The organism is Aminobacter niigataensis (assembly GCF_014200015.1).
Classification (GTDB): Bacteria; Pseudomonadota; Alphaproteobacteria; order Rhizobiales; family Rhizobiaceae; genus Aminobacter; species Aminobacter niigataensis.
Genome location: NZ_JACHOT010000002.1, coordinates 510,312 through 535,041 on the forward strand (window position 1 = coordinate 510,312; position 24,730 = coordinate 535,041).

Here is a 24,730-nt window from a genome sequence, read left to right on the forward strand (position 1 = left end):
GGCTCAGACCTTCTCGACTTCGGGCCGGCCAAGGATGCCGGAGGGCAGGAAGATCAGCACGATCGCAAGGATCGAGAACGCCGCGACGTCCTTGTAGTCGATCGAGAAGTACGCCGACCACATGCTTTCGATGAAGCCGATCAACAGCCCACCCAACATGGCGCCGGGCAGCGAGCCGATGCCGCCGAGAACGGCTGCGGTGAACGCTTTGACGCCTGGCACGAAGCCGTCGGAGAAGGCGACGACGCCGTAGTACATCAGGAACAGCGTGCCGGCGACGGCGGCAAGGGCCGCGCCCATGATGAAGGTGATGGAGATCGTGCGGTCGACGTCGACGCCGAGCAGGGCGGCCATCTTGCGGTCCTGCTCACAGGCCCTTTGGGCCCGGCCGAGCGAGGTCTTGTTGACCAGGTACCAGAACAGCGCCAGCAGCGAGACGGTGACGATGACGATGATGATCTGCTTGAGCGAGATCGAGATGCCGCCGACATTGTAGACCGTCGAGACCATCGGCGGGATCGGCTTGTTGCGCGGACCTTGCGTCACCTGGACGAAGTTCGACAGCGCGATCGACATGCCGATTGCAGTGATCAGCGGCGCCAGCCGGAACGAACCACGCAGCGGCCGATAGGCGACCTTTTCGATGGTCCAGTTGTAGAGGCTGGTCATCAGCATCGCCACGACCATCATGACCAGCAAGGCGACGACCACGGGCACCGAATAGAACATGGCGGTGAGGGTCAGGAACACGATCAGGGCGACAAATGCCCCAAGCATGAAAATGTCGCCGTGGGCGAAATTGATCATCCCGATGATGCCGTAGACCATCGTGTAGCCGATAGCGATGAGGCCATAGATGGACCCCAGCGTCAGCCCGTTGACCATCTGCTGGACGAAGTACTGCATGTGAATGCGGCTCCCCTGGAATGTCGCGCTATGCACGCATTCCTTTTGATATTTCCCCTAGTCCTAAAGTTTCGAGCCTGGATTGCAACGTGATTCTTACACCCGTTGCCGCCTGCCGGACGGCACTTGAAGCCGCCTCTGTTTTTATGTTGTCCAGGCCCTGGACCATTGCGCAACCTATCATTGGCTCAACGCAATGTCTTTGCCGATTCCGGTGATTTTGCGCGCCAGTTTCGAAGAATGTAGCGTCAAAATACACCCCGGCAATACTTCCTTGCGCCTTGCCGCCGATATCCTCCTTAAGATTGTCTAGACATATTTGCCGTTTCTGCCTCCCGCCATACGACTAAGTGACTACAAAGCCATGGGCGAACGGATCGCGGTCGTCGATGAAGATGGTGTTCAATCCGGTCATCCGCGCCCAACCACCGATCGAGGGGATGATAGCCGGTTTGCCGGCCACTTCGACCTCGCGCTCGACGCGTCCCTTGAACAGCGAACCGATGACCGATTCGTGCACGAAATCGTCGCCGGCCTTGAGCCTGCCCTTGCCATGAAGCTGCGCCATGCGCGCCGACGTTCCGGTGCCGCAAGGCGAACGGTCGATCGCCTTGTCGCCGTAGAAGACGGCATTTCGGGCATGCGCCTCAGGGTGTTTTGCGACACCGGTCCACAACAGATGGGACAGCCTGTTGATGCCGGGATTCTCGGGATGGACGAACGAATACTTGTCGTTGAGACGCTGGCGCACGATCGGGCTCCAGGCGATGAAATCGCCGGCGCCGTAATCGGCCATGTCGCGATAGTTCTCCTGCGGTTCGACGATGGCGTAGAAATTGCCGCCATAGGCGACATCGACCCTGATCTCGCCGAGACAGGGGCACTCGACCGACAGCCCTGCTGCGTAGAGGAAGGACGGCACGTTGGTGATGCGCACCTCCTCGACATAGTCGCCGACCTGCTTGTACTCGGCGATGACCAGGCCGGCCGGCGTGTCGAGACGAAGGATGCCCGGCGTCTTCGGTTTCACCAGCCCGTGCTCGATCGCCATGGTGACGGTGCCGATGGTACCGTGTCCGCACATCGGCAGGCAGCCGGAGGTCTCGATGAACAGGATGGCGACGTCGCAATCCTCGCGTGTCGGCGGGTAGAGGATCGATCCGGACATGACGTCGTGGCCGCGCGGCTCGAACATCAGCCCGGTGCGGATCCAGTCAAATTCAGCGAGGAAATGCGCCCGCCGCTCCATCATCGTCGAGCCTTCGAGGCGTGGACCGCCGCCAGCCACCAACCGCACCGGATTGCCGCAGGTGTGGCCGTCGATACAGAAGAAGGAATGGCGCGCCATGATGGGAGATACCTTGCGTCAGAAACGTTGGGCCGAAAAGGGGGTGAGATCGAGCGGCGGCTTCTGGCCCAGCATATGCTCCCGCACCAGCCGGCCGGTGGCCGCTGCCTGGGTCAGGCCGAGGTGACCATGGCCGAAGGCGTAGTGCACGTTGGGGTGATTGCGGGAGCCGCCGATGACCGGCAGCGAGTCGGGCAGCGACGGACGGAACCCCATCCACTCGCGCCCGCCTGACGGATCCAGTCCCGGCAGGAACTGCTTGGCCTTCTCTAGCATCGCTTTCGAGCGGGCATAGTTCGGCGCCCGCGAAAGGCCGCCGAGCTCGACCGCCCCGCCGACACGCAGGCCGGTGGCGAGCGGGGTGATGACGAAGCCGTGGCCCGGGAAGATGAGTTGACGCTTCACGTCGAAGGCAATGGTCGGAAGCGTGGTATTGTAGCCGCGCTCGGTTTCGAGCGGGATGACATCGCCAAGCTGGCGCGCGAGCAGATGCGACCAGGCCCCGGCAGCAATCAGCACCTTTTGCGCAAAAAGCGTGCGGCCCTGCTTGAGCTGGATCAGGACGCGGTCGCCGGCCGGATGAACCAGCCCGACATCTCCCTTGACGAAGGCCGCACCGTTGGTTTCGGCGTGGCGCCAGATCGACTTGCCGAGATCCTTTGGATCGGAGACGGTCTTCCAGACTGGCACGAAAGTGCCGCGCGTGAAGCGGTCGGCAAGGCCGGGCTGGTAGGCGGCCAGTTCGCGTTTATCGAGGTGCTGGTAAGCGATGCCGAAGCGGTCACGCGCAGCCCAGCTCGGTAGCGCCTCCTTGAACTCCGCCTCGCTCTCGTAAAGCTCGAGCGAGCCGTCTTCGCGCAGCAGCGAGCCGGTGCCGGAGCGTGCCATCAGCGACGCCCATTCCTGCTCGGCGAGCTTCATCAGCCCAGCTTGCGTCGCAAGGCTCGCCTCATAGTTAGCCGGCGCGCCGGCACGCCAGAAGCGATACAACCAGGGCAGGAGCTTTGGCAGGTAGGCGGGCGGGATGCTGAGCGGGCCGAGCGGATCGGCCAGCCATTTCGGCACGTTGCGCATCATGCCCTTGTGGGCGAGCGGTAGCACGTCGGAGAAGGCGAAAGCCCCGGCATTGCCGGAGCTGGTTTCCTCGCAGATGCCGGTACGGTCGAACACCGTCACCTTGCGCCCGGCATCGACGAGATAGGCAGCCGCCGCGATGCCGACGATGCCGGCACCGATGATGGCGATGTCGATCTCCTCGACCGCTGCGTTCATGCTTTGCTCCCCCCCGGGGTCTCCCCTCCCCGATCAGAACGACGGCAGTTTGGGCCGGATCGCCAGCGCATCCTTGATGATCTTCTCGGCCGCGTTACGGCGCTCGCCGGAAAGCGGCTTGCGCGGCATGCGCACACGATCATTGGAGCCGATCGCCAGCACCTCCGCCAGCTTGATGTTCTGGACCAGATAGGTCGAGACGTCGAGATCGAGCAGCGGGCGGAACCAGCGGTAGATGGCGAGCGCCTCTTCGCGGCGGCCCTGCTTCATCAGCTGGTAGATGGCGACAGTCTCGCGCGGGAAGGCGACGACCAGCCCCGCGACCCAGCCGATGGCACCGACCGACAGCGCTTCGAAGGCAAGATTGTCGACGCCGGTGAACAGGTCGTAGCGGTTGCCCAGGCGATTGATGATCTCGGTCGATCGGCGAATGTCGTCGGACGATTCCTTGACTGCGACGAAGCGCTTGTCCGACGCCAGCTCCTCCATCTGGTCGACGGTCACGTCGACCCGGTAGGCGAGACGATTGGAATAGATCATGACCGGCAGGTCGCCGGCCTCGGCCACGGCGCGAAGGGCCGCCACCGTCTCTTCCGGATTGGTGTGATAGATCGGGCTCGGCACGACCATCAGGCCGGACGCGCCTTCCTTGGCGGCGCGCTTGGCGATCGCTGCCGCCTCCCGCGTGCCGGCCTCGTTGACGGTCAAAAGCACCGGCTTGCCGGCGGCGACCTTCTGGGCGGTCTTCAGCACTTCGATCTTTTCGTCATGCGACAGCATCGGGCCCTCGCCGAGCGAGCCGGCGACGATCAGGCCGTCGCATCCCGCCTCCATCTGCAGCGCAAAGCAGCGCTCCATCTCGGCGTGGTCGAGGCGGTCGTCCGCGGTGAACTTGGTGGTGACTGCTGGAAAGACTCCGGCCCACATGGCGCTTCCTCCATCTGATATATCAGTGATATATGACGAAAAAACCAGTGCTGTCAATCCGGATTCGGCTCTGATATATCAAAAATATATCATTGCGCTTTCAAACGATTCGATCATGCAAGTTGAGAAACTGGAACCGGCAGCGACACGCGCCTATCACGAGCTGGAACGGCTGATCGTGACGCTTGAACTCGCTCCCGGCAGCGTCGCCACCGAAGGCGGGCTGATCGACCGGCTCGGCCTTGGCCGCACGCCCGTGCGCGAGGCGATCCAGCGACTGGCATGGGAAGGGCTTGTCGAGATCAGGCCGCGCGCCGGACTGGCGATCGCGCCGCTGCATCCCGGCGACTGGCTGCGCGTGCTCGACGCGCGCCGTGGCATCGAGGTGGTGTTGGCCCGATCGGCGGCACGTTTCGTCACCCGCGACGCCGCCAACCAGTTCCATGCCGCGGCCCTGGCCATGCAGAAGGCGGTGATATCAGCCGACGTGCTCGGCTTCCTCGAAGCCGACAAGGCGCTCGACGAAGCGCTGGCGCTCGCCGCCGACAATGATTTCGCCGCCCGGCTTGCGGCACCGTTGCAGACCCACAGCCGCCGCTTCTGGTTCCGCTACCAGCGCGACACCGGGCTCGCCGCATCGGCAGAGCACCACGTCGCGTTGATCCGCTCGATCCTCGAGCATGACGAGGATGGCGCTGCCCAGGAAGCTGAGCGGCTGATGTCGATGCTGCGCGCCCACGCCGAGGCCGCCGCTACGCGCTAAATTGCTGAGGTCCAGTTTCAGATTTCAAGCATCGCCGCAAAGAGCGGATGCGGGCTATCGGCGAACGGATTGACAACGGTGACTCCGCCCCATGTGAAGCCATCCTGCATGTCTTCGGACAGCAACAGGCGACACCCGGCGCCCGACGCGGCACAGAGTATGACAGCGTCCCAAATACTCAACTGATGGTCCACGGCGAGATCAGCTGCCTTGATCATTGTTTCAGGCGTTGTGTGGGCGACGGCGAACGTGTCACGCCACTGCAAGATCGCATCGCGTGCTTCCATTGGGGTACGCCCAGCCTTGCGCACAAGAACCGTGAAAAGTTCGCCCAGAACTTGGACAGGCACCAAGGTCTCGTCTTGTGGAATGCGCGCCAGAAGATCGAGCGCCAAGGCTGCTCGACCGGCGTCATTGACGCCTTCCGCATAAGCCAGGACGTTGGTGTCGAGCGCAAACCGCATCAGTCGTCGTAAAGCTCTTCGCGTGTCCACCGCCCAGCATTGGCAGAAGTCTGCAGGCGCAGGCGACCCAACAGGATCTGCTTTGCGGCACGCGACGCTTGGCTGGGTTCAGTGGCAGGCACAAGGCGCGCGACGGGCCGACCGTGGCTGGTCACCAAAAAACTGTTGCCGTCGCGCGTTTCCCGTAGCAAGCGCGAAAACTCCCGGTTGGCATCAGCGGCCGAAATTGTTTCGTCCATTCGATTTCACCAGAATGTAGTTATTTACACTACTATATGGCAATCATTCCTGGCCTTCAAGAGAGGCCGCCGCCACGCAGCCGTCTCGCCGAACAAGCAAGCCGGTCCAAACGTAAAACGGGCGCCCATTGGGCGCCCGCTTCATATTCAGTCTCGACAACGAGATCAGTTCATCGTCGGGATGACGAACTCCGCACCGTCCTTGACACCCGACGGCCAGCGCGACGTCACCGTCTTGGTCTTGGTGTAGAAGCGGAAGGCATCGGTGCCATGCTGGTTCAGGTCGCCGAAGGAAGACGCCTTCCAGCCGCCGAAGGTGTAGTAGGCAATCGGCACCGGGATCGGCACGTTGATACCGACCATGCCGACCTGGACGCGGGATGCGAAATCGCGCGCTGCGTCGCCGTCACGGGTGAAGATGGCAACGCCGTTGCCCATCTCGTGGTCGTTGGCGAGCTTGATCGCGTTCTCATAGGAGGGCGCGCGGACGACCGATAGCACCGGGCCGAAGATCTCTTCCTTGTAGATGCGCATGTCCGATGTGACATGGTCGAACAGGCAGCCGCCCATGTAGAAGCCGTTCTCGTAGCCCTGCATCTTGAAGCCGCGGCCGTCGACGACCAGCTTGGCGCCTTCGTTGACGCCGATGTCGACGTAACCCTTGATGCGCTCGAGCGCCTCGCGCGTCACCACCGGACCGAAATCGGCCGAGGAGTCGGTCGAAGGCCCGACCTTCAGGCTTTCGACGCGCGGGACGAGCTTTTCCATCAGCCGCTCGGCCGTGTCGTGACCGACGGGCACGGCCACCGAGATCGCCATGCAGCGCTCGCCGGCCGAGCCGTAGCCGGCGCCGATCAGCGCGTCGACGGTCTGGTCCATGTCCGCGTCGGGCATGATGATCATGTGGTTCTTGGCACCGCCGAAGCACTGCACGCGCTTGCCGTTGGCGCAACCGCGGCTGTAGATGTACTGCGCGATCGGCGTCGAGCCGACGAAGCCGACAGCCTTGACATCGGGATCGTCGAGGATCGCATCGACAACCGTCTTGTCGCCGTTGACGACGTTGAGAATGCCGGCGGGAAGGCCCGCTTCGAGGAACAGTTCGGCGATGCGCATCGGCACGCCCGGATCGCGCTCGGAAGGCTTCAGGATGAAGGCGTTGCCGCAGGCAATTGCCGGGGCGATCTTCCACAACGGGATCATTGCGGGGAAGTTGAACGGGGTGATGCCGGCGACGACGCCGAGCGCCTGGCGCATCGAGTAGACGTCGATGCCGGGGCCCGCGCCATCGGTGAACTCGCCCTTCATCATGTGCGGGGCGCCGATGCAGACTTCGACCACTTCAAGGCCGCGCTGGATGTCGCCCTTGGCGTCGGCAATGGTCTTGCCATGCTCGCGAGCGAGCAGTTCGGCCAGCGAGTCGTATTCCTTGTTGACCAGTTCGAGGAAGCGCATCAGCACGCGCACGCGGCGCTGCGGATTGGTCGCAGCCCATGCCGGCTGCGCTGCCTTGGCGTTTTCGACAGCGGCGCGCAGTTCCTGCGCCGAGGCAAGTGCCACGGTGGCGCGCACCGAGCCGTCCATCGGCTGCAGCACGTCCTGCTTGCGTCCGCTGGTGCCGGCAACATGCTTGCCGCCGATGAAATGACCGTAGTCGACCATTGCTTCTCTCCCAATTCCTTGATGATGGCCCATTGTCCCGCTTAACACGCGCCTTTGCAACGCGAGGGCGAACGCAACCGTTGTGCATGGAATAAAGTACGCAGGGAGCTTGAATGCGATTTCACGCATAGTAGGGTGAACGGACTGCAGCCTTCCTCGCCTTCACCATGGGAACCGCCGATGAACTGGGACGACGTACGCATCTTCCTCGCTGTCGCCCGCTCCGGCCAGATCCTGGGTGCTGCGCGCCGCCTGGAGCTCAACCACGCAACGGTTTCGCGTCGCGTGGCCGCACTCGAGGAGGCGTTGAAGACAAAGCTGTTCCGGCGGCTGACCACCGGCAGCGAACTGACGCCGGCGGGCGAACGCTTCCTCGAAGTCGCCGAGCGCATGGAAGCCGACATGCTGACCGCCCGCGCCGAGATCTCGGGCGAAGGCGACGAGGTGTCGGGCACCGTGCGCATCGGCGCTCCCGACGGCTTTGGCGTCGCCTTCCTGGCGCAGCGCCTGGGCGCGCTGACGGCCCAGCACGCCGACCTCCGCATCCAACTCGTCCCCGTGCCTAGGACCTTTTCGCTGTCGCGGCGCGAGGCCGACATCGCCATCACCACAGAGCGGCCCAGCGAAGGCAGGCTGGTGGCAGCCAAACTCGTCGACTATTCGCTCGGCCTGTTTGCCTCGCGCGCCTATGTCGAAGAACACGGCCTGCCCACCTCGCGCGAAGAGCTTTCAGCCCACCGCCTGATCGGCTACGTGCCGGACCTCGTGGTCAGCCCGTCGCTCAACTATGCCGCCGAGTTCAGCCCCTCCTGGGAGTCCGCCTTTTCGATTTCGTCCGCGCTCGGACAGGTCGAGGCCGTGCGCTCGGGCGCCGGCATCGGCATCCTGCACACCTTCATTGCCCGCACGATTGCCGAGATCGTACCGGTGACGGCCATCGCACCCATCCGCCGCGCCTACTGGCTGGTCTACCACGAGTCCGTGCGGCCGCTGCGCCGCATCCAGACGGTGGCGGGCTTCATCACCAAGGCGGTGGAGCGCGAACGGGCCCTTTTCATCTAGTCCCTTCCGACAATCTCGCACATCCGCTAACACTACAGCGCCGCGTCCAATTGAACGCGCAAAGGACGCTGTGGCATTTTGAAATGTGCATGATCCTTTCCGAAAATCAGTTCCGATTTTCGTGGGTCATGCACGCATTCCATGCGAGGAACCCGATTTGCTGCCCCGCCCCTACGCAGAATTGCTGCGCAAGGCCCGGCGCGCCACACGACGCGCCGACGAGGCTGAGGACCTGCTTCAAACGGTCCTTGTCGCGGCGCTCGAAGCGGGGCGCACCGACCTGTCGAAGATCGAGAACCGACGCTGGCTGGAAGGCGCGCTGCGGCGCCGCGCTGCCTTCGATGCGCGTTCGACCGTGCGGCGCCGAAAGCGCGAGGCGCCGTTTGCTGCCGGCAGTTGCGAACCGACCAGTCCCGAAACCGTGCCTGTGCGTTTCGTGGCAACCTTGCCGCCCAGCCTGCGCACGACGACGCTGCTGGCCCTGACCGGTCACACGCGGCAGGAAATCGCCTGGCTGCAGCGCCTTGCCGACCCGGCACTTCGCCAGCGCATCGCCGAAATCCGGCGGCGCTGGCTGGCCTTTGGTGGCGATCCCATTGCGGAAATCCCCGGCCTGACCGGGGCGCTCGCCTTCGGAAGCATCCGGCGCTCCTTGCTGGCGATAACGAAGCAACCAGGCACCCTGCTCGCAAGCCACGACCCCGACGGGCATCTTTTTGTGATCGGCACCTCACAAAACCCTATGCCGCGGCAACTCAACAGACGTGCAACCGAAATCACGGAGTGATCAAAATGTTCGGCAAACGCAAACTCGGCAACATCTGCTACTACGTCTCGGATATCGACAGGACCGAGGCCTTCTACCGCGACGTCATGGGGCTGGATGTCCAGCGCATGGAGGGCGACGGAGAGGGCGAGGGCGACTGGCTCATCGCAAGCACCGTCAACGGCATCGACCTCATCTTCTTCAAGATGGAATCGCACCCGGGCAACTCCCCCATCATCGTCTTCGAAATCGCCGACGGCGGCATCGACGACATCGTCTCGTCGCTGGCCGGCAAGGGCGTGACCATCGTCACCCCGGTGAGTCATGCGCCGGGCGGCTGGTCGTCCGAATTCGCCGATCCTGACGGCCACGTCATCTCGATGTACCAGACGACGGAAGTGCCGCGCTCGCTGAAGAAGGTCGCGTGAAAACTCAGGCCCAATAGCGCTCGGGGCCGAGGCCCCTGACGTCGATCTCCGGCTCGCGACCGGAAATCATGTCGGCCAGGATTTTCCCCGAGCCGCAGGCCATCGTCCAGCCAAGCATGCCGTGGCCGGAATTGATATAGAGGTTCGTCAGCTTGGTCCGGCCGACAATGGGCGGCCCGTCAGGTGTCATCGGCCGCAAGCCGCACCAGAAATGCGCCTCGCGCAGATCGCCTGCGCCCGGAAACAGTTCGCGCAGCGACCGTTCGAGTGGGGCGCGACGCGATTCATACAAGGTCAGGTCGAAGCCCGACATCTCCACCGTGCCACCGATGCGGATGCGATCGCCGAGCCGGGTGATGGCGACCTTGTAGGTTTCGTCGATGACGGTTGAAACCGGAGCACTTTCCGCATCCGCGACCGGAACGGTCAATGAGTAGCCCTTGAGCGGATAGATAGGCACACGCTGATGCAGCTTTCGCATGAAGCGTTCCGTATAACTGCCGGTGGCCAGCACCACAGCGTCGGCCCGAATGTGGCCGTCGGTGGAATCGATCTGCCGGACCCGGCCATCCCTATGGTCCAGCGAGTGGACGCCATTGCCGAACCGGAAGACGACACCGCGTTGCGCGCAAAGCTCCGCAAGGCGCTCGGTGAACAGCCGGCAATCGCCGGTCTCGTCATCAGCCAGCCGCAGGCCGCCGGCTATCTTCTGATGCCCTCCGGCCAGGCCCGGTTCGGCCGCGATGCAGCCCGCCGCATCGAGAATTTCGTAAGGCACTTCAAACTTGTCGAGCACCGCGACATCGGAGGCAATGGCGTCGAGCTGTTGCTGGGTGCGAAACAGCTGCAACGTGCCTTGGCTACGCTCGTCGTAGGAGATGTCGGTACCTTCGCGCAACACCCGTAGCATGTCGCGGCTGTATTCGGCGAGCGGCATCATGATCGCCTTGTTGGCGGCATAGCGAGCCGCCGTGCAGTTGCGCAGCATCCTCGCCAGCCACAACCACATCTTGGGATCGAATTTCGGCCGGAAGGAGAATGGCCCGTCCTTCATGGCGAGCCATTTGAGCGCCTTGAGCGGCACGCCGGGGGCAGCCAAAGGAGAGGCGTAGCCGGACGAAATCTCGCCCGAATTTGCAAAGCTGGTCTCCTGCGCCGGCGCCTTCTGTCGATCGCAGACGACCACCTCATGCCCCGCCTCGGCAAGATAATAGGCAGTCGTCACCCCTATGACGCCGCCGCCGACGACTATCACCTTCATTGCGCCCCCAGGTGCTTGTCCCTCCGATATCAGATTTTCGGAGGGGACCATGCACAAACACAAGATCCTACTGCGCTGTTGCGCAGCTTGGGGATGCGCAATGCGGTAGGGGGCGCCTCCTCAAGCCGCCGAAGGGCCTGGATCATCGCCATTGCTGGAGCTGTGCCGGATTTTTTTCTGCGCGCCAAGTGTTTGTGGCGCATCGGCGCTGAACACCAGCACCGGGAAGCGACGGATGGATGTTTCGGGGTCGACTTCCGGCGCCGTGATTGCCGGGCGGGCCGCTTCCGGCTGATAATGGATCTCGTCGACCCGGATGGTCTCGGTCGCGCCGCGGCCGCAATCGACCGAAATCGACTGGCCCTTGCGCAAGCCAAGCAGGGCCAGGCCGCGCGGCACGGTGATCGGAATGATCTGGCCGACCATGCCATCCATCGGCCCATGCGCAACGATGCGGGTGTGAGGCGCGCCACCGTCGACGCTGAAGGTGACTCGGCTGTTCAGCGTCACCACGTCGGCGTCCGCTTCGTTGGAGAACACCACCTGCGCCGAAGCGAGCTTGCGACGCAGGAGCGCAACGAGCGGGCCACCCGACCAGGCCAGGCGGTCGAGCATCGTTTTCACGATGGCGAAGTCCTTGGTCGTCAACTGACATTCGGTCATGGCGTGTCTCCGCAAGTGCTGCCATCGGCCCTGCACTCGCACAGTTCGAAACTGGGTTGGACGGGCGGTCAGTTGACGCCTTCGACTGGTGCTTCCACCGAAACGATCTCGATCTCGAGGCGGCGGCCGGCCCTGGAGGTCCAGGCAACCGACTGACCCTCGCGCAGGCCGATCAATGCGGCACCGACCGGGGTCAGGATGGACACTTTGCCCTCGGCGATATCGGCCTTGCCAGGATAGACCAGCGTGACTGTCTTGACCTCGCCGTCGCCACTGCGGAACGTCACCTTCGAGCCCATGCGGATGACATTGGCCGGGATGCGGCTGAGCGGCTTGATCTTGGCCCGATCCATTTCCGAGAGCAGTTCCTCGGCAATTTCGGGCAGCCGGTCGAGGCTGGATTCGGCAAGCCCGGTCAGCTTGGCGTGGTCGCTTTCGCTCAGCACGATCTCGTGCTCGCGACGCTGCTTGATGTTCTGGCGCAATGGAAGCCTCATGGATACTCACCCGGCCAGCGCTTCGATACGAGCGCGCGCAACCGGTCGTCCGCGGAACGGACTACCTAAATGTTCAAGCCGAACCGCAAAGCGGTTCGTTGCTCATGATTTTATGCGTTGAAGAATGTGCCCCAAGGGCTCGGAAGTCGCATGGCGACCGAGCCGGGGCTAGGATCCCGCGATGGGGCAGACCCGAAACAGGGCAAAACTGCCGATATGAGCGATGGTGCACATGCGTGAAGGGTCGCTGACCCGGCACGGCTTGTCAAGGGCAGCGGCCGCGGGCCTATGCCACGAGGTGCCTGAACGCCGCCACGACCTCGTCATAGACCCTGCGCTTGAACGGCACGATCAGCTCCGGCAACTCGACCATCGGCTTCCATGCCCAGCGGTCGAACTCGGCAGAATGCCCTCCCGGAGGTGGGTCGATGGCGATCTCGTTCTCATTGCCCTCGAAGCGGAAGGCGAACCATTTTTGCGTCTGGCCACGATATTTGCCCTTGAACGCAACGCCCAGGAGATGCGGCGGCAGGTCGTAGTTGATCCACTCAGGAGCCTCGGCGAGCAGCGTGACGCTGCGCATGCCGGTTTCCTCGTAGAGCTCGCGCGTGGCTGCCGGATAGGGCTCCTCGCCCTTGTCGATACCGCCCTGCGGCATCTGCCAGAGCTGGTTGGTATCGGACAGTTCGCTGTCGGGCTCGGCAATGCGGCGTCCTGCCCAGACCAGGCCCTTCGCATTCAGCACCATGATGCCGACGCACGGACGGTAAGGCAGATCCTCCGGAGCGATCTTGTTCTTCGACATGCTTTCCTATCCTCGTTCCGGATCACTCGCGACCGCCGAGATCGGCACGATCTCAATGCCGCGCTTGCGCGCCTCGCTAGCCCATGACGCCACCGCATCGACGGTGACGTCGAAAGCGTTGCCCGTGCCGATGGCAAAGCCCTTGGCGCGGGCCGTCCGCTCCAGTTCGTCGAGCTTGTTCAGGATCGCTCCGCGATCCTGAACGGCATCGATGACTGCGTCTCCTGCCGCGAACGGCACGCCGTTCTTCAGCGCCTGTTCCGGCGCCAGGCTGCGCGCCGACGAGCCGTCGTCGACATAGCCGATGCCGCGCTTGCCGAGTTCCGCCATCAGCAGGCCCATTGCTTCGGGGCTCGTCGAAAAACGCGCGCCCATATAGCTCATCACGGCGGTATAATTGGTCGTCCGCGACAGCGTCCAGCGCAGGTTCTTGAGGTTTTCGTCGGCGCTCGCGTCGACGGTCAGCGTATTGCGACCGGGATTGACGTTGGGAAAATCGAACGGCTCGAGCGGCACCTGCATGACGATCTCGTGGCCCTCGCGCCGCGCCGTCTGCATCCAGCGTCCAAGGCTGTTGCCTTGCGGCGCAAACCCCAACGTCACCTCGGGCGGCAGCTTGCCGATCGCTTCTTGCGTTCCGGTCTGCGACAGGCCGAGCCCGCCGATGACGATCGCCACCCGTGCGCCGCGCGCGCCAGACCACGCCCCCGCATAGACGTCGAACGCCCGCCGGCCATCGGCCGCGCGGATTGGCAACGGCCCGGTCGCGCTGTCTTCGATCAGCGCCTTGTCGGGAAGGTGCGCCATCCGCGGGTTCTGCCCCACCGCCGACGGGTCGCGAATGACTATGGCGCCACCGCCTTCGGTTGGATTGACCTTGATGATCGCCGGACCGCCGTTGGAGGCCGGGTTCGATGGTTTCGCCGCCAACGCCTCGACCGGGACTGAAACCGCCTCCGGTTTGGCCACGGCAACAACCTCGGGCGCCCGAAACGGCTTGTCGCGCAGCGCGATAGCCGCCGAAGCCGCGACGACCGCCAACAGGCAAATCCCGGCGACAACCGGCCCCTTGCGCAGCCGGGGCGCACGCACACCTCCGGAACGACGCCCTGGCGTCTGTCCGAGCGGACGGTCGATTTCCTTGTCGTTCTTTACCACGCCGTGCCCTGCGGCTAGCCCCCGAATCAAACTGCCGGAACCTTGCGGTCCCGGCAGCATCGCATTGCCCAGCTACGCAGGCCAGCTTTTCGCTGGCCATGCTTACTGGTTGTTCATCACGGCCTTGTCCGGATTCGGCGGGAATGCCGGATCCGTCTTCTGGCCGCGGAGCAGCTCGAGCGCATAGTTGAGCTGCAGATCGTCTTTCGGCTCCGGCGGCACATAGGCAGCCGAACCCGAACCGGTATCGCTCTCCTCGGCACCCTTGATGTGGCCCTTGAGCTCCGATTCGCCGCGGGTCACGTCGCGACCCTGCAGATCGGCCGGCAGCGGCTGATCGACCTTGATGTCGGGCGTGATGCCCTTGCCCTGGATCGACTTGCCCGACGGCGTGTAATAGAGCGCCGTGGTAAGGCGGAGCGCACCGTTCTCGGCCAGCGGTATGATGGTCTGCACCGACCCCTTGCCGAAGGACTGCGTGCCCACCACGGTTGCCCGGCGGTGGTCCTGCAACGCGCCCGCCACGATTTCCGAAGCACTCGCCGAACCGCCGTTGACCAGAACGATCAGCGGCTTGCCGTCGATGTCGTCTCCGGCACGCGAATCGAAGCGCGTGATGTCCTTCGGATCGCGACCACGCGTCGAGACGATCTCGCCGCGGTCGAGGAATGTGTCGGAGACGCTGACCGCCTGGTCGAGCAGACCGCCCGGGTTGAGGCGCAAGTCGAGCACGTAGCCCTTGAGCTTGTCGTCCGGCACCTGCTTCTTGATCTGCTCGATGGCATTCTGCAGGTCGTCGAACGTCTTCTCGGTAAACGAGGTGATTTTCATGTAGCCGACATCATTGTCGACGCGGAACTTGACCGCCTTGACCTTGATGACGTCGCGCATGATCGAAATCTCGATCGGCTTGTCGGCGCCTTCGCGCAGGATCGTCAGCTTGATCGGCGTATTGACCAGTCCGCGCATCTTTTCGACCGCGTCGTTCAGCGTCAGGCCGCGAACTTCCTCGCCATCGATCTTGGAGATGAAGTCGCCGGCCAGCACGCCCGCCTTGGCGGCAGGGGTGTCGTCGATCGGGGTGATGACCTTGACGAGTTCGTTCTCCATCGTCACCTCGATGCCGAGGCCGCCGAATTCGCCCTTGGTCTGGACACGCATGTCCTTGGCCGCTTCGGCGTTGAGATACGATGAATGCGGGTCGAGCGACGTCAGCATGCCGTTGATGGCATTCTCGATCAGCGACTTCTCGTCCGGCGGGGTCACATACTGGCCGCGCACGCGTTCGAAGATGTCGCCGAAGATGGCGAGCTGGCGGTAGGTTTCCGAACCTGCCGCGTTTGCCGTCGAGCCAGGTGCACCATACACCAGGCCCATGGCCGTGGCTCCCATCAGCGCCCCGGCAAGCAGAAGCGACAGTTTACGCATCATTTCATGTCCTTCCAGAGGTGCGGTCCGCCCACCACGGGGTCGGATCGACGGGTTTTCCATCCTTGCGGAACTCGACATAGAGTTCCGGCGTCGTATTCGCATTGTCAGAAGCAGAGGTGCTCGCCACCCTCGCCTCTCCCATCGCACCGATCGGTTCGCCAGCTAGTACGGACTGACCCGGCGCAACGGTGATTCTGCTCATCCCCGCCAGGACGACATGATAGCCGTCGCCGGCATTGAGGATCAAGAGTTGACCATAGGAGCGGAAAGGCCCCGCATAAAGAACGCTTCCATCCGCCGGAGCGGTCACGATGGCGCCCGATTGTGTCGCAACCATGTCCCCGAGCATGGTTCCGCCGATGCCGTCGTCGGCGCCAAAGCGGCGCTTGATGCGTCCCGTGACCGGTAGCGAAACTTGCCCTTGAAGAACGGAAAATGGAGCGGAAGCAACAAGTTGGTTGGCTTCCGGCACTGCCGCGACGACCGGTTCGTTTGCAGCTTTTGCCGCCTCTTCGGCAGCCTTCCTCGCGGCCTCCGCATCGGCTGCTTTCTTGGCCGCCAGCTTGTCGAGCGAAGCGATCAAATCTTTGAGACTGTCGGCGCGCGCGGCCAGTTGGGCTGCATTTTTGGATTCTTCGGCAAGTGCAGTCTCGGTATTCGAGCGCAGCCGGCTCTTGGCTTCGAGCAGCAGATCGAGTCGCGCCTTTTCGCCGGCTTGCGCAGTCATCGCTGTGGTCAGGCGGTCGCGCTCGCCTTCGATCGAGGTCACGACCCGCGACAATTCCCTGAGGTCGGCCATCAGGATCTCGGTCTCGGATCGCAGTTCAGGCACCACCGCGCCGAGCAAGATGGCGCTGCGCACCGATGACAATGCATCCTCCGGCTTGACCAGGATCGCTGGCGGCGGATTGAGCCCCATGCGCTGCAACGCGCCCAGCACCTCGGCCAGCACGGATTTACGCATGTTGAGCGAAGTGCGGATGCCTGCCTCCTGCTCCTTCAGCCCTTCGAGCTTGCCGGCGATGTCTTCTATGTCCTGCGAAAGCTTGCGTTCGGTCTTGGCCGACTGGATGAGCACCGCGGTGATCGAGGCGTGGTCCTTTTTCACCTGGGCGATTTCGGCTGCCAGCTTCTCGCGACGTTCGGACGAAACCTGGATGTCGCGCGACAGGTTTTCGAGTTCCGATCGCGTCCGGTCGGGGTCGGGCAAGGGCGGTCCCATCTGGGCGGACGCGGCCCCGCAGGCGAGCGCAATCCAGCCCGCCGCGACGATGCCGCGGCATGGCTGAAGCCACGCCTTCAGGGGAAAATTCCGCGCCATGCGATGATCCGGTTCTATGTCTGCGACCTTAGCGGCGGCATCGTTAACGAACCATCAACCATGTTTGCCGGGCGCGACCGCATGCGGACTTTTGCCCGGCCATTTTGTCGAATTCCGGGCACTCACGCGCGATGGTACGGATGCCCTGAAAGAATGGTCGCGGCGCGATAGAGCTGCTCGCCGAGCATGATGCGGACCATCTGGTGCGGCCAGGTGGCGGCACCGAACGAGATCAGCATTTGCGCCTCGTTGCGCAGCGCCTCGTCATGGCCGTCTGGGCCGCCGATGGCGATCATCAGCCCGCGCTGCCCGCCATCGCGCAGCGATGCGATCTTGTCGGCGAATTGTTGTGATGAGAGGTTCTTGCCGCGCTCGTCGAGCAGGATCAATGCCGTTCCGGATACCATCTGGGCGCGCAGCCTGTCGGCTTCCTCACGCCGCCGTTCGTCGACATTCTGCGCCCGGCTTTCGGAAATCTCGGCGACCCCTGAAAAATCGAGGCCAAGCGGCCCGCCGCTTTTCGAGAACCGGTCGAGATAGCGGTCGGCAAGCTCCTTCTCGGGGCCGGCTTTCATCCGGCCCACGGCATGTATCGCGACCTTCATCCCTGTCGTCTAACGGTTCAATGAACGGTTTCTTCCTCGAGATCCGGCGCCTGCCACATCTTTTCGATGTTGTAGAACTCGCGGATCTCGGGCCGGAAGACATGCACGATGACATCACCGGAATCGATGAGCACCCAGTCGGCGCCCGACATGCCCTCGACGCGGGGCGTGCCGAGACCGGCATCCTTCAGCGCCTTGAGGAGATGATCGGCTACCGCCGCGACATGACGGTGCGACCGGCCCGAGGCTACGACCATGTAGTCGCCCAGGCTCGATTTCCCCTGAATGTCAATGGAGACGATGTCTTCGGCCTTGGAGTCTTCCAGACTGGCAAGGACTGTCTTGATGGCGCGGGCAACGGCGTCGATTTCGCCTATCCCGGCCGGCGAAGGCAGGATTTCCGCCCTCTTCCGAAGTGCTGTTCTCAGTGTCTTTCCTTTCCGACAGGAACAACCAAATCACCCTGAACTCGGGTAACACCAGTTAGATAGGCAGAGTTGGGGTACAGTTTCAAGACAAGGACCAACAAGTTGATCTCCCAAGGCCGGCCGTGCACCACTTTCCCTACGGATCGACAGACGGCGGCAACTGCGCGGACATCGGCGAAAAGCTGCCCGCTTCACCCGCCGGTACGGCGCGGCTGATGCGGAGCCGCCACAGGACGAACGCCGTGAACAAGGCAGCTATCACGACCGCCACGTGCATGAAGGCCTGGGTGCCGTAGATCGCGGTCAGCACGGTGCCGAGGCCGGGCACGATGAAACCTGACAGCGACCAGGCGAACAGCATGCTGCTCGACAGCGCCACCAGGTCGTCCTTGTGGGCCCGGTCGCTGGCATGCGCGCTCGACAGCGAATAGATCGATTCGCTCGCCCCGCTCCACACGACATAGATCGCAACCATGATCGGCAGGGCGCTACCGTCGAAACGGCTTGCGGCAAGGCCGCCGATCACCACCAGCAGTCCGGCCGCCACCAGAACATGACGCCGGTCGGTGCGGTCGGAAATCCAGCCGAACGGTATCTGGAACAACAGCGTGCCGAGCGGCATGGCAAACAACAGCGTCGCCACCTCCTGCTGGCTGAAGCCGCTGGCCGTCGCATGGATGGGTGCGAAACCGGTGACCAGCATCGACACGCCGCCGACGGCCAGCATGCCGGCGACGCCGACGGGCGAGATGCGCCAGGCACGGGCCAGGGCGACCGAAGCCGCCTGCGGCGCCGGCGGCTGGCGCAGGCGCGTGAGCCCCACCGGCAGGATGGAAATCGCATTGAAGGCGATGCCAAGCAGCGCCGCATCTGCGCCAGAGATGTCGACGAAGCGCAGCAGGAACGAACCGACGCCCAGGCCGACGACGTAGGCGACATAGAAGATCGCCATGACCCGGCCGCGAATGTCGTTGCCCACGGCATCGTTGAGCCAACTCTGCGCGACGATGAACAGTCCGCATATGGCAAAGCCGTAGAGCACCCGCGCCGCGATCCAAATGACAGGATAGGTGCCCGCCCCTATCGCCACGTTGGACAGCACGATCAGCGCGGAAAACACCATGTAGGCCCTGGCATGGCCGACGCGGCGGACCAGCATGCCGGTGAGCAGGCAGCCGGCGAGACCGCCGGCCGACAGGCCGGTCAGGATCGAGCCTGCCCAGGTTGGCGCATAACCCGCCGCTCCGAGGCTGATGGGAATGTAGCCGAACATCAACCCATTGCCGACGGCAACCAGCGCCATCGCCAGGATCACGCCGGCAACGGCTATGGCCGGCGTCTGTTCGCCCTCATCTACCGCAACCGCAACATCGTCCCGCTGATCCATGTACCAAGTCTCGCCTGCCTGTGGCATTTACGCAGCCGCAATTGCGACATGGACGGCGCTGGCTTGGCCGATATAGCGGGCTGGATCAAAGGCCGGCGGCCCGCGTTTTGCCATCGACATCGGCGCAAAAAGAGCGCTGGCAGCAAGCACGATCAAATGGACCGCCCCGCAAGCGGGCATATCGGGGGCATCCTTGTGCCGGAAAGACCAATGACCCCTGTTCAGAAAGCCATCTGGTTCATCGAAAGCCACTATTCCAGCGACATCGGGCTCGACGAGATGGCCGCCATCGGCGGTGTCTCGCGCTTTCACATGTCCCGCGCCTTCGGGGCCGCCACCGGCCATTCGATCATGGGCTACATCAGGGCCCGCCGCCTGACCGACGCAGCGCTTTCGCTGGCCAGGGGAGCGCCCGACATATTGGCGGTCGCACTCGATGCCGGTTACGGCTCGCATGAGGCGTTCACCCGGGCCTTCCGCGACCGCTTCGGGCAGACGCCCGAGGACGTTCGCGCCAATGGCACCGTTCCCCAACCCGAATATGTGGAGCATCTCAAGATGGACGAAACCTTTGTCGAAAACCTTGCCCCGTCGCGCTTTGTCGACGGCGGCGCCTTGCTCATCGCCGGCTTCAGTGAGCGCTACACCAGCGAAACGAGCCACGGCATACCTGCGCTGTGGCAGCGTTTTGGACCGCATTTCGGCAGCGTTCCCAACCAGAAAGGCATGGTCGGCTACGGCGTCTGCTGCAACTTCGACGACGACAGCTTCGAATACATCGCCGGCGTCGAGGTCTCCGACTTCTCCGGCCTGACGTCGGAATACGGCCGCCTCCGCATTCCGCCGCAGCGTTATGCCGTGTTCGCCACCACCGACCACATCTCGATGATCCGGCGCATCACCCACACCGTCTGGAGCAAGTGGCTACCAAGTTCCGGACATCAGGCCGCCGACGGCCCGAACTTCGAGCTCTACCCCGAGAGCTTCGACCCGGAGACGGGTCATGGCGGCTACGAGCTCTGGATCCCGATCAAGACTTAGTTGACAACGCCGTCTATTGTGATCACATATCGAGATCACTTAACTGGCCGACCTGACGGAAATTCATGTCTCCTTGCTGGGAGAACGCATGACTTGTGCTGTCTGGCTGCGCGAACGTGAGGGAGTGGGGGAGAAATGTTGTTACCGGAATTGCGAAAACTGCTGGGCATTCTTTTGTTCGGTGCGGCACTTGCCGCCGGAACGGCGAATGCACAGATCAACTCGGATATCCGTGTCATCAAGGTGACGGACTACATGTTGGCGTTCTACGATGGCAGACCGTCGACGCCACCCAAAACTGGAGGAACTGAGAATTGGGCTGACAGCGGGTCCATGGATCTCGGCGTAGCGACCTATGCGATCTATCGCGGTGACGAAGCCCTGGTGTGGGATACGTTTCCGACCATGCAGCAGTCGAAATGGGTTCGCGACCATCTTGAGCAGATGGGAATCAAGCGGATCACCGTCGTGAACAGCCACTACCATCTCGATCATATCGGCGGTAACGGCACATATGCGAATGCCCCCATCATCGCGAGCAAGGGGACGCTGGAGAGCCTCCTTGAAAAGCGTGCGGCCATCGAAAGCGGAAATCTCTGGGGGCCGCCCGCTATCCTGCCCCTCGTTCTTCCCAACAAGGTGTTCGAAGGAAAGATGGAAGTCATGGTCGGCGACGTGAAGGTCGAACTTCACAATGTCGACATACATACGCCGGACAGCCTGGTGGCCTTCCTTCCTGCCGACAAGATCCTACTTGCCGGAGATACTATGGAGGACACGCTCGTGTATATTTCTACGCCAGCTAGCGTGCCCGCTCAGATCGACAATCTCGAAGCATTGAAGCAATTCGGGATCGCCCGCATCTACCCCAACCATGGGAACATCGACGTAATCGAGAACGGCGGTTACGACGACACTCTGATCGACGCCACGAAAATCTACCTGCGGAATATGACCCTGAGAGCCAAGGACGCCGATTTTCTAACGATGCCGCTGGAGACGGCTGTCGAGGAGTCCCTTACGAAGGGATGGATAAGCGTGTGGAAGCCTTATAGGCACGTCCACCAGTCCAATCTGGAGAGTCTCCAAGAGTACTACAAGGATCGGCCGCTGCCGACCCTCCGGGACTAGGCTCAGGACCTAGGCTTGTCCTTGGCCGTGCCGTTCCGCAGCGCCGTCGACGACAGCAGCGAACGCGGCCCGTGGATGAAGGTCCAGGCCGGGGCCTTCATTCGCGCCAGGCGTGGCGCGTCGCCCTCGTCCACGCGCGCATAGTCGAAGGTCTTGGCGACCGCCGACGACAGGAACGACAGCGTCGCCCCCGGCCGGTCGATGACCGCGATCGGAAAGGTCATGACGATCTGCCGCCAGCGCTGCCAGCGGTGGAAATCGCGCAGATTGTCGGCCCCCATGATCCAGACGAAATCGACGCCCGGATTTCGCGCCTTGATCAGCGCCAGCGTGTCGGCGGTGTAGCGCACATTGTGCCTCGCCTCGAAGGCGGTGACCTTGATGCGCGGGTCTTTGGCGATCTGCTCCGACAGGTCGATCCGCTTTGCCAGCGGCGCAAGTTCGCGCGTGCTTTTCAGCGGATTGCCCGGGGTGACGATCCACCACAGCTGGTCGAGCTGCAGGCGGCGCATGGCGATTTCGGCGACGAGGCCATGGCCGGCATGCGGCGGATTGAACGAGCCGCCGAACAGCCCGACCTGCATGCCCTTCATCGCATGCGGCATGCGCAGGTATTTTTGGGGAACTGGCGGCTCCAGGGGGGAGAGCATGATGCTAGGCGCCCCCCTTGAGGGGGAGATGCCCGGCAGGGCAGAGGGAGGTGATTGCGCGCAAAGCCGTCACACCAGCCCGATGCTTTCCGTCACGGCCTGAGCTGGCCGGTGCCGCGCACGCGGTACTTGAACGAGGTCAGCTGCTCGACGCCGACTGGCCCGCGCGCATGCATCTTGCCGGTGGCGATGCCGATCTCGGCACCCATGCCGAACTCGCCACCGTCGGCGAACTGCGTCGAGGCGTTGTGCAGCAGGATCGCCGAGTCGATTTCGTTGAAGAAGCGCTCCACGGCCTTGGCATCCTCGGCGACGAGCGCCTCGGTGTGGTGCGAGGAAAACGTCTCGATATGCTCGATGGCGCCGGCAACGCCGTCGACAAGCTTCACCGAGATGATGGCGTCGAGATACTCGGTCACCCAATCTGCATCGGTCGCCGGCTTGGCATCATTGAAAGCAGCCAGGACCTCCTCGTCGGCATGGATTTCGCAACCCGCCTTGCGCAGCGCTTCCAGCACCGGCACCAGATGGGTCGCGGCAACCGCGCGATCGACAAGCAGGGTCTCGGCCGCGCCGCAAATGCCGGTGCGCCGCATCTTGGCGTTGACGGCAATGCCCACCGCCATGTCGAGCTTGGCCGACTTGTCGATGTAGAGGTGGCAGATGCCTTCGAGATGGGCGAATACCGGCACCCGCGCCTCGTTCTGGACGCGCTCGACAAGGCTCTTGCCGCCGCGCGGGATGATGACGTCGAGATTGCCCGACAGACCCTTCAGTATCTCGCCGACCGCGGCACGGTCTGCCACCGGCACCAACTGGATCGCGTCTTCAGGCAGCTTGGCCGCCTTCAGCCCTTCGACCAGGCAGGCATGGATCGCCAGCGACGAATTGAGCGAATCCGAGCCGCCGCGCAGGATTACCGCGTTGCCGGCCTTGAGGCAGAGCGCGCCGGCATCGGCAGTCACATTGGGACGGCTCTCGTAGATCACGCCGATGACGCCGAGCGGCGTGCGCACGCGCTCGATATGCAGCCCGTTGGGGCGGTCCCATTCAGCAATCACTTCGCCGACGGGATCCCTGAGGTCGGCAATGGCGCGGATGCCGTCGGCCATGTCGCGGATACGGCCCGGCGTCAGCTGGAGCCGGTCCATGAACGAGCCGCTCAGCCCGGCCTCCTCGCCATTCTTCACGTCGATGGCGTTGGCGTCGAGGATGTCCTCCTGACGGCGCAGGATAGCGTCGGCCATGCCGATCAGGGCGGCATGCTTGCGTTCGGCACTGGCGATGGCGAGTGGGCGGGCCGCAGCACGGGCCTTGCGCCCGATCTCAGTCATCAGCCGCGTCGTGTCTCCGCTCTCATGCGCCTTCAGCATGTCCTACCCTTCCGCACCACAACCGCATCCGCGTGGCTGACAACGAGATCGTCGCGATGGACCATCGCAGAACGCGCCTCGTAGCCAAGCACGGTTTCGATTTCCGCCGTTTTCAGTCCAGCGATCCTTACGGCATCCGCTGCGTCATAGGCAACCAGCCCGCGCGCGATCTCGCGCCCCTCGGGCGCCAGGATCGCCACCGTATCGCCGCGCGAGAAATTGCCGCTGACCAGCTTCACGCCCGCCGGCAGCAGCGACTTTCCGGACAATAGCGCACCAACAGCACCGGCATCGACCGTCAGTCGGCCTGCCGGCTCGAGCTGGCCTGCGATCCAGGTCTTGTAACCCTTCACCGGATTGCCGCTCGGGCGGAAATAGGTGGCGCGCTCGCCGCGCTCGATCGCCATCAGCGGCGACAGCCGCGTGCCGGCGGTGATGATCATCGCCGTGCCTGCGGCGGTGGCGATCTTGCCGGCGTCGAGCTTGGTGCGCATGCCGCCGCGCGACAGCTCGGAGGCTGCGGCACCGGCCATCGCCTCGATGTCGGGCGTGATGCGATCGACGACCGGAATGAACCTGGCGTTCGGATCATGCGCCGGCGGCGCGGTGTAGAGCCCGTCGATGTCGGACAAAAGCACCAGGAGATCGGCGCCCATCATGGTCGCCATGCGTGCAGCCAGCCGGTCGTTGTCGCCGTAGCGGATCTCGGTGGTGGCGACCGTGTCGTTCTCGTTGATGACGGGCACGGCCTTCATCTTGAGCAGCGTCGAGATGGTGGCGCGTGCATTGAGATAGCGCCGGCGCTCCTCGGTGTCGCCGAGCGTCACCAGGATCTGGCCCGACTTCATCCCCTTGCGCCCGAGCTCTTCCGCCCATGCGCTGGACAGCGCGATCTGGCCGACGGCTGCCGCCGCCTGGCTCTCCTCGAGCTTCAGCGCACGCTTGCCAAGGCCCAAAATGGTGCGGCCTAGCGCGATGGCGCCCGAAGACACCACCAGCACGTCGGCGCCTCTTTCTGCAAGCGTTGCAATGTCATCAGCCATCGAGGCCAGCCATTCGCGCTTGAGGCCGGTCGAACGATCGACCAGCAGCGCCGAACCGATCTTGACGGTGATGCGCTTGTAGGTCCGCAGCGAAGGGAT

The 24,730-nt window shown here is 63.5% G+C and carries 26 protein-coding genes; 6 read left to right on the top strand and 20 right to left on the bottom strand.

The window, feature by feature from the left end:
* Nucleotides 1-3 precede the first annotated feature (3 nt).
* The 4 genes from GGQ99_RS12350 to GGQ99_RS12365 form a co-directional block, all read right to left on the bottom strand.
* The gene (locus GGQ99_RS12350) at nucleotides 4-906 is read right to left on the bottom strand and encodes a branched-chain amino acid ABC transporter permease (protein WP_108606466.1); all 903 of its coding nucleotides are present in this window, start codon (nucleotides 904-906) and stop codon (nucleotides 4-6) included.
* 346 nt (nucleotides 907-1,252) lie between these two features.
* The gene (locus tag GGQ99_RS12355) at nucleotides 1,253-2,254 is read right to left on the bottom strand and encodes a 4-hydroxyproline epimerase (protein ID WP_183262761.1); all 1,002 of its coding nucleotides are present in this window, start codon (nucleotides 2,252-2,254) and stop codon (nucleotides 1,253-1,255) included.
* An 18-nt stretch (nucleotides 2,255-2,272) separates the two neighbouring features.
* Nucleotides 2,273-3,526, bottom strand: coding sequence for an NAD(P)/FAD-dependent oxidoreductase (locus tag GGQ99_RS12360; RefSeq protein WP_183262762.1), 1,254 nt, complete (start codon nucleotides 3,524-3,526; stop codon nucleotides 2,273-2,275).
* 33 nt (nucleotides 3,527-3,559) lie between these two features.
* Complete coding sequence (locus GGQ99_RS12365; protein ID WP_183262763.1) at nucleotides 3,560-4,453, bottom strand: dihydrodipicolinate synthase family protein; 894 nt, start codon at nucleotides 4,451-4,453, stop codon at nucleotides 3,560-3,562.
* A 115-nt stretch (nucleotides 4,454-4,568) separates the two neighbouring features.
* On the opposite strand from GGQ99_RS12365, the gene GGQ99_RS12370 reads away from it, so the two are divergent.
* Nucleotides 4,569-5,216 (top strand): GntR family transcriptional regulator, encoded by a 648-nt coding sequence (locus tag GGQ99_RS12370; protein ID WP_108609668.1) that lies wholly within the window; start codon nucleotides 4,569-4,571, stop codon nucleotides 5,214-5,216.
* A gap of 17 nt (nucleotides 5,217-5,233) precedes the next feature.
* Here the strand turns inward: GGQ99_RS12370 and GGQ99_RS12375 are convergent, their stop codons facing one another.
* The 3 genes from GGQ99_RS12375 to GGQ99_RS12385 all read right to left on the bottom strand — a co-directional run bounded on the left by GGQ99_RS12375 (nucleotide 5,234) and on the right by GGQ99_RS12385 (nucleotide 7,581).
* The gene (locus GGQ99_RS12375; RefSeq protein WP_183262764.1) at nucleotides 5,234-5,680 is read right to left on the bottom strand and encodes a PIN domain-containing protein; all 447 of its coding nucleotides are present in this window, start codon (nucleotides 5,678-5,680) and stop codon (nucleotides 5,234-5,236) included.
* Nucleotides 5,680-5,919, bottom strand: coding sequence for a type II toxin-antitoxin system Phd/YefM family antitoxin (locus GGQ99_RS12380; protein WP_183262765.1), 240 nt, complete (start codon nucleotides 5,917-5,919; stop codon nucleotides 5,680-5,682). Before GGQ99_RS12380 ends, GGQ99_RS12375 begins: the two co-directional genes overlap by 1 nt.
* A gap of 165 nt (nucleotides 5,920-6,084) precedes the next feature.
* The gene (locus GGQ99_RS12385) at nucleotides 6,085-7,581 is read right to left on the bottom strand and encodes a CoA-acylating methylmalonate-semialdehyde dehydrogenase (RefSeq protein ID WP_183262766.1); all 1,497 of its coding nucleotides are present in this window, start codon (nucleotides 7,579-7,581) and stop codon (nucleotides 6,085-6,087) included.
* A gap of 180 nt (nucleotides 7,582-7,761) precedes the next feature.
* Here GGQ99_RS12385 and GGQ99_RS12390 point away from each other — a divergent pair, with 180 nt between their 5' ends.
* The 3 genes from GGQ99_RS12390 to GGQ99_RS12400 all read left to right on the top strand — a co-directional run bounded on the left by GGQ99_RS12390 (nucleotide 7,762) and on the right by GGQ99_RS12400 (nucleotide 9,837).
* The gene (locus GGQ99_RS12390) at nucleotides 7,762-8,643 is read left to right on the top strand and encodes a LysR family transcriptional regulator (RefSeq protein WP_183262767.1); all 882 of its coding nucleotides are present in this window, start codon (nucleotides 7,762-7,764) and stop codon (nucleotides 8,641-8,643) included.
* Nucleotides 8,644-8,800: 157 nt separating this feature from the next.
* A complete protein-coding gene (locus tag GGQ99_RS12395; RefSeq protein WP_183262768.1) occupies nucleotides 8,801-9,430 on the top strand; it encodes a transcriptional regulator in 630 nt (209 codons plus the stop codon).
* Nucleotides 9,431-9,435: 5 nt separating this feature from the next.
* Nucleotides 9,436-9,837 carry a VOC family protein gene (locus GGQ99_RS12400; RefSeq protein ID WP_183262769.1) on the top strand — a complete coding sequence of 134 codons (402 nt, stop codon included), beginning with the start codon at nucleotides 9,436-9,438 and terminating at the stop codon, nucleotides 9,835-9,837.
* A 4-nt stretch (nucleotides 9,838-9,841) separates the two neighbouring features.
* Here the strand turns inward: GGQ99_RS12400 and GGQ99_RS12405 are convergent, their stop codons facing one another.
* From GGQ99_RS12405 to GGQ99_RS12450, 10 genes are all read right to left on the bottom strand, one after another.
* Complete coding sequence (locus tag GGQ99_RS12405) at nucleotides 9,842-11,098, bottom strand: D-amino acid dehydrogenase (protein WP_183262770.1); 1,257 nt, start codon at nucleotides 11,096-11,098, stop codon at nucleotides 9,842-9,844.
* Nucleotides 11,099-11,218: 120 nt separating this feature from the next.
* Nucleotides 11,219-11,761, bottom strand: coding sequence for a GreA/GreB family elongation factor (locus GGQ99_RS12410; RefSeq protein WP_108606457.1), 543 nt, complete (start codon nucleotides 11,759-11,761; stop codon nucleotides 11,219-11,221).
* Between the two features lie 68 nt (nucleotides 11,762-11,829).
* Nucleotides 11,830-12,258 (bottom strand): nucleoside diphosphate kinase regulator, encoded by a 429-nt coding sequence (gene rnk, locus GGQ99_RS12415; RefSeq protein ID WP_055974756.1) that lies wholly within the window; start codon nucleotides 12,256-12,258, stop codon nucleotides 11,830-11,832.
* A 286-nt stretch (nucleotides 12,259-12,544) separates the two neighbouring features.
* A complete protein-coding gene (locus GGQ99_RS12420) occupies nucleotides 12,545-13,063 on the bottom strand; it encodes an RNA pyrophosphohydrolase (RefSeq protein WP_108606456.1) in 519 nt (172 codons plus the stop codon).
* A 6-nt stretch (nucleotides 13,064-13,069) separates the two neighbouring features.
* Nucleotides 13,070-14,221, bottom strand: a complete 1,152-nt coding sequence (locus GGQ99_RS12425) for a divergent polysaccharide deacetylase family protein (RefSeq protein WP_318763451.1) — start codon at nucleotides 14,219-14,221, stop codon at nucleotides 13,070-13,072.
* Nucleotides 14,222-14,323: 102 nt separating this feature from the next.
* Entirely contained in the window at nucleotides 14,324-15,652 is a 1,329-nt protein-coding gene (locus GGQ99_RS12430) for a S41 family peptidase (protein WP_108606454.1), read from the bottom strand.
* Nucleotide 15,653: 1 nt separating this feature from the next.
* Nucleotides 15,654-16,973 (bottom strand): murein hydrolase activator EnvC family protein, encoded by a 1,320-nt coding sequence (locus GGQ99_RS12435; protein WP_183262772.1) that lies wholly within the window; start codon nucleotides 16,971-16,973, stop codon nucleotides 15,654-15,656.
* A gap of 122 nt (nucleotides 16,974-17,095) precedes the next feature.
* Complete coding sequence (gene rlmH, locus GGQ99_RS12440) at nucleotides 17,096-17,578, bottom strand: 23S rRNA (pseudouridine(1915)-N(3))-methyltransferase RlmH (protein ID WP_183262773.1); 483 nt, start codon at nucleotides 17,576-17,578, stop codon at nucleotides 17,096-17,098.
* A gap of 17 nt (nucleotides 17,579-17,595) precedes the next feature.
* Nucleotides 17,596-17,973 carry a ribosome silencing factor gene (gene rsfS / locus GGQ99_RS12445; RefSeq protein ID WP_108606451.1) on the bottom strand — a complete coding sequence of 126 codons (378 nt, stop codon included), beginning with the start codon at nucleotides 17,971-17,973 and terminating at the stop codon, nucleotides 17,596-17,598.
* A 169-nt stretch (nucleotides 17,974-18,142) separates the two neighbouring features.
* Complete coding sequence (locus GGQ99_RS12450) at nucleotides 18,143-19,393, bottom strand: MFS transporter (protein ID WP_183262774.1); 1,251 nt, start codon at nucleotides 19,391-19,393, stop codon at nucleotides 18,143-18,145.
* Between the two features lie 210 nt (nucleotides 19,394-19,603).
* On the opposite strand from GGQ99_RS12450, the gene GGQ99_RS12455 reads away from it, so the two are divergent.
* Together GGQ99_RS12455 and GGQ99_RS12460 are read left to right on the top strand one after the other, a co-directional pair.
* A complete protein-coding gene (locus GGQ99_RS12455; RefSeq protein WP_183262775.1) occupies nucleotides 19,604-20,434 on the top strand; it encodes an AraC family transcriptional regulator in 831 nt (276 codons plus the stop codon).
* A gap of 135 nt (nucleotides 20,435-20,569) precedes the next feature.
* Nucleotides 20,570-21,565, top strand: a complete 996-nt coding sequence (locus tag GGQ99_RS12460; RefSeq protein ID WP_183262776.1) for an MBL fold metallo-hydrolase — start codon at nucleotides 20,570-20,572, stop codon at nucleotides 21,563-21,565.
* A 2-nt stretch (nucleotides 21,566-21,567) separates the two neighbouring features.
* On the opposite strand, the gene GGQ99_RS12465 is transcribed toward GGQ99_RS12460, so the two are convergent.
* The 3 genes from GGQ99_RS12465 to proB form a co-directional block, all read right to left on the bottom strand.
* Nucleotides 21,568-22,215, bottom strand: a complete 648-nt coding sequence (locus GGQ99_RS12465) for a nicotinate-nucleotide adenylyltransferase (protein WP_183262777.1) — start codon at nucleotides 22,213-22,215, stop codon at nucleotides 21,568-21,570.
* A gap of 92 nt (nucleotides 22,216-22,307) precedes the next feature.
* Entirely contained in the window at nucleotides 22,308-23,588 is a 1,281-nt protein-coding gene (locus GGQ99_RS12470; protein WP_183262778.1) for a glutamate-5-semialdehyde dehydrogenase, read from the bottom strand.
* A complete protein-coding gene (gene proB / locus GGQ99_RS12475; RefSeq protein ID WP_183262860.1) occupies nucleotides 23,582-24,730 on the bottom strand; it encodes a glutamate 5-kinase in 1,149 nt (382 codons plus the stop codon). The genes GGQ99_RS12470 and proB overlap by 7 nt, the downstream gene beginning before the upstream one ends.

Bases quoted from the DNA above. Each gene is read 5' to 3' on its own strand.
- GGQ99_RS12430 (WP_108606454.1), bottom strand. From the start codon at position 15,652: ATGATGCGTAAACTGTCGCTTCTGCTTGCCGGGGCGCTGATGGGAGCC.
- GGQ99_RS12470 (WP_183262778.1), bottom strand. From the start codon at position 23,588: ATGCTGAAGGCGCATGAGAGCGGAGACACGACGCGGCTGATGACTGAG.
- GGQ99_RS12400 (WP_183262769.1), top strand. From the start codon at position 9,436: ATGTTCGGCAAACGCAAACTCGGCAACATCTGCTACTACGTCTCGGAT.
- GGQ99_RS12465 (WP_183262777.1), bottom strand. From the start codon at position 22,215: ATGCTCTCCCCCCTGGAGCCGCCAGTTCCCCAAAAATACCTGCGCATG.
- GGQ99_RS12455 (WP_183262775.1), top strand. From the start codon at position 19,604: ATGACCCCTGTTCAGAAAGCCATCTGGTTCATCGAAAGCCACTATTCC.
- GGQ99_RS12375 (WP_183262764.1), bottom strand. From the start codon at position 5,680: ATGCGGTTTGCGCTCGACACCAACGTCCTGGCTTATGCGGAAGGCGTC.
- GGQ99_RS12405 (WP_183262770.1), bottom strand. From the start codon at position 11,098: ATGAAGGTGATAGTCGTCGGCGGCGGCGTCATAGGGGTGACGACTGCC.
- GGQ99_RS12385 (WP_183262766.1), bottom strand. From the start codon at position 7,581: ATGGTCGACTACGGTCATTTCATCGGCGGCAAGCATGTTGCCGGCACC.
- GGQ99_RS12410 (WP_108606457.1), bottom strand. From the start codon at position 11,761: ATGACCGAATGTCAGTTGACGACCAAGGACTTCGCCATCGTGAAAACG.
- GGQ99_RS12435 (WP_183262772.1), bottom strand. From the start codon at position 16,973: ATGGCGCGGAATTTTCCCCTGAAGGCGTGGCTTCAGCCATGCCGCGGC.
- rlmH (WP_183262773.1), bottom strand. From the start codon at position 17,578: ATGAAGGTCGCGATACATGCCGTGGGCCGGATGAAAGCCGGCCCCGAG.
- GGQ99_RS12460 (WP_183262776.1), top strand. From the start codon at position 20,570: ATGTTGTTACCGGAATTGCGAAAACTGCTGGGCATTCTTTTGTTCGGT.
- GGQ99_RS12450 (WP_183262774.1), bottom strand. From the start codon at position 19,393: ATGGATCAGCGGGACGATGTTGCGGTTGCGGTAGATGAGGGCGAACAG.
- GGQ99_RS12350 (WP_108606466.1), bottom strand. From the start codon at position 906: ATGCAGTACTTCGTCCAGCAGATGGTCAACGGGCTGACGCTGGGGTCC.
- GGQ99_RS12360 (WP_183262762.1), bottom strand. From the start codon at position 3,526: ATGAACGCAGCGGTCGAGGAGATCGACATCGCCATCATCGGTGCCGGC.
- GGQ99_RS12370 (WP_108609668.1), top strand. From the start codon at position 4,569: ATGCAAGTTGAGAAACTGGAACCGGCAGCGACACGCGCCTATCACGAG.
- rnk (WP_055974756.1), bottom strand. From the start codon at position 12,258: ATGAGGCTTCCATTGCGCCAGAACATCAAGCAGCGTCGCGAGCACGAG.
- GGQ99_RS12380 (WP_183262765.1), bottom strand. From the start codon at position 5,919: ATGGACGAAACAATTTCGGCCGCTGATGCCAACCGGGAGTTTTCGCGC.
- GGQ99_RS12420 (WP_108606456.1), bottom strand. From the start codon at position 13,063: ATGTCGAAGAACAAGATCGCTCCGGAGGATCTGCCTTACCGTCCGTGC.
- GGQ99_RS12365 (WP_183262763.1), bottom strand. From the start codon at position 4,453: ATGTGGGCCGGAGTCTTTCCAGCAGTCACCACCAAGTTCACCGCGGAC.
- GGQ99_RS12390 (WP_183262767.1), top strand. From the start codon at position 7,762: ATGAACTGGGACGACGTACGCATCTTCCTCGCTGTCGCCCGCTCCGGC.
- GGQ99_RS12355 (WP_183262761.1), bottom strand. From the start codon at position 2,254: ATGGCGCGCCATTCCTTCTTCTGTATCGACGGCCACACCTGCGGCAAT.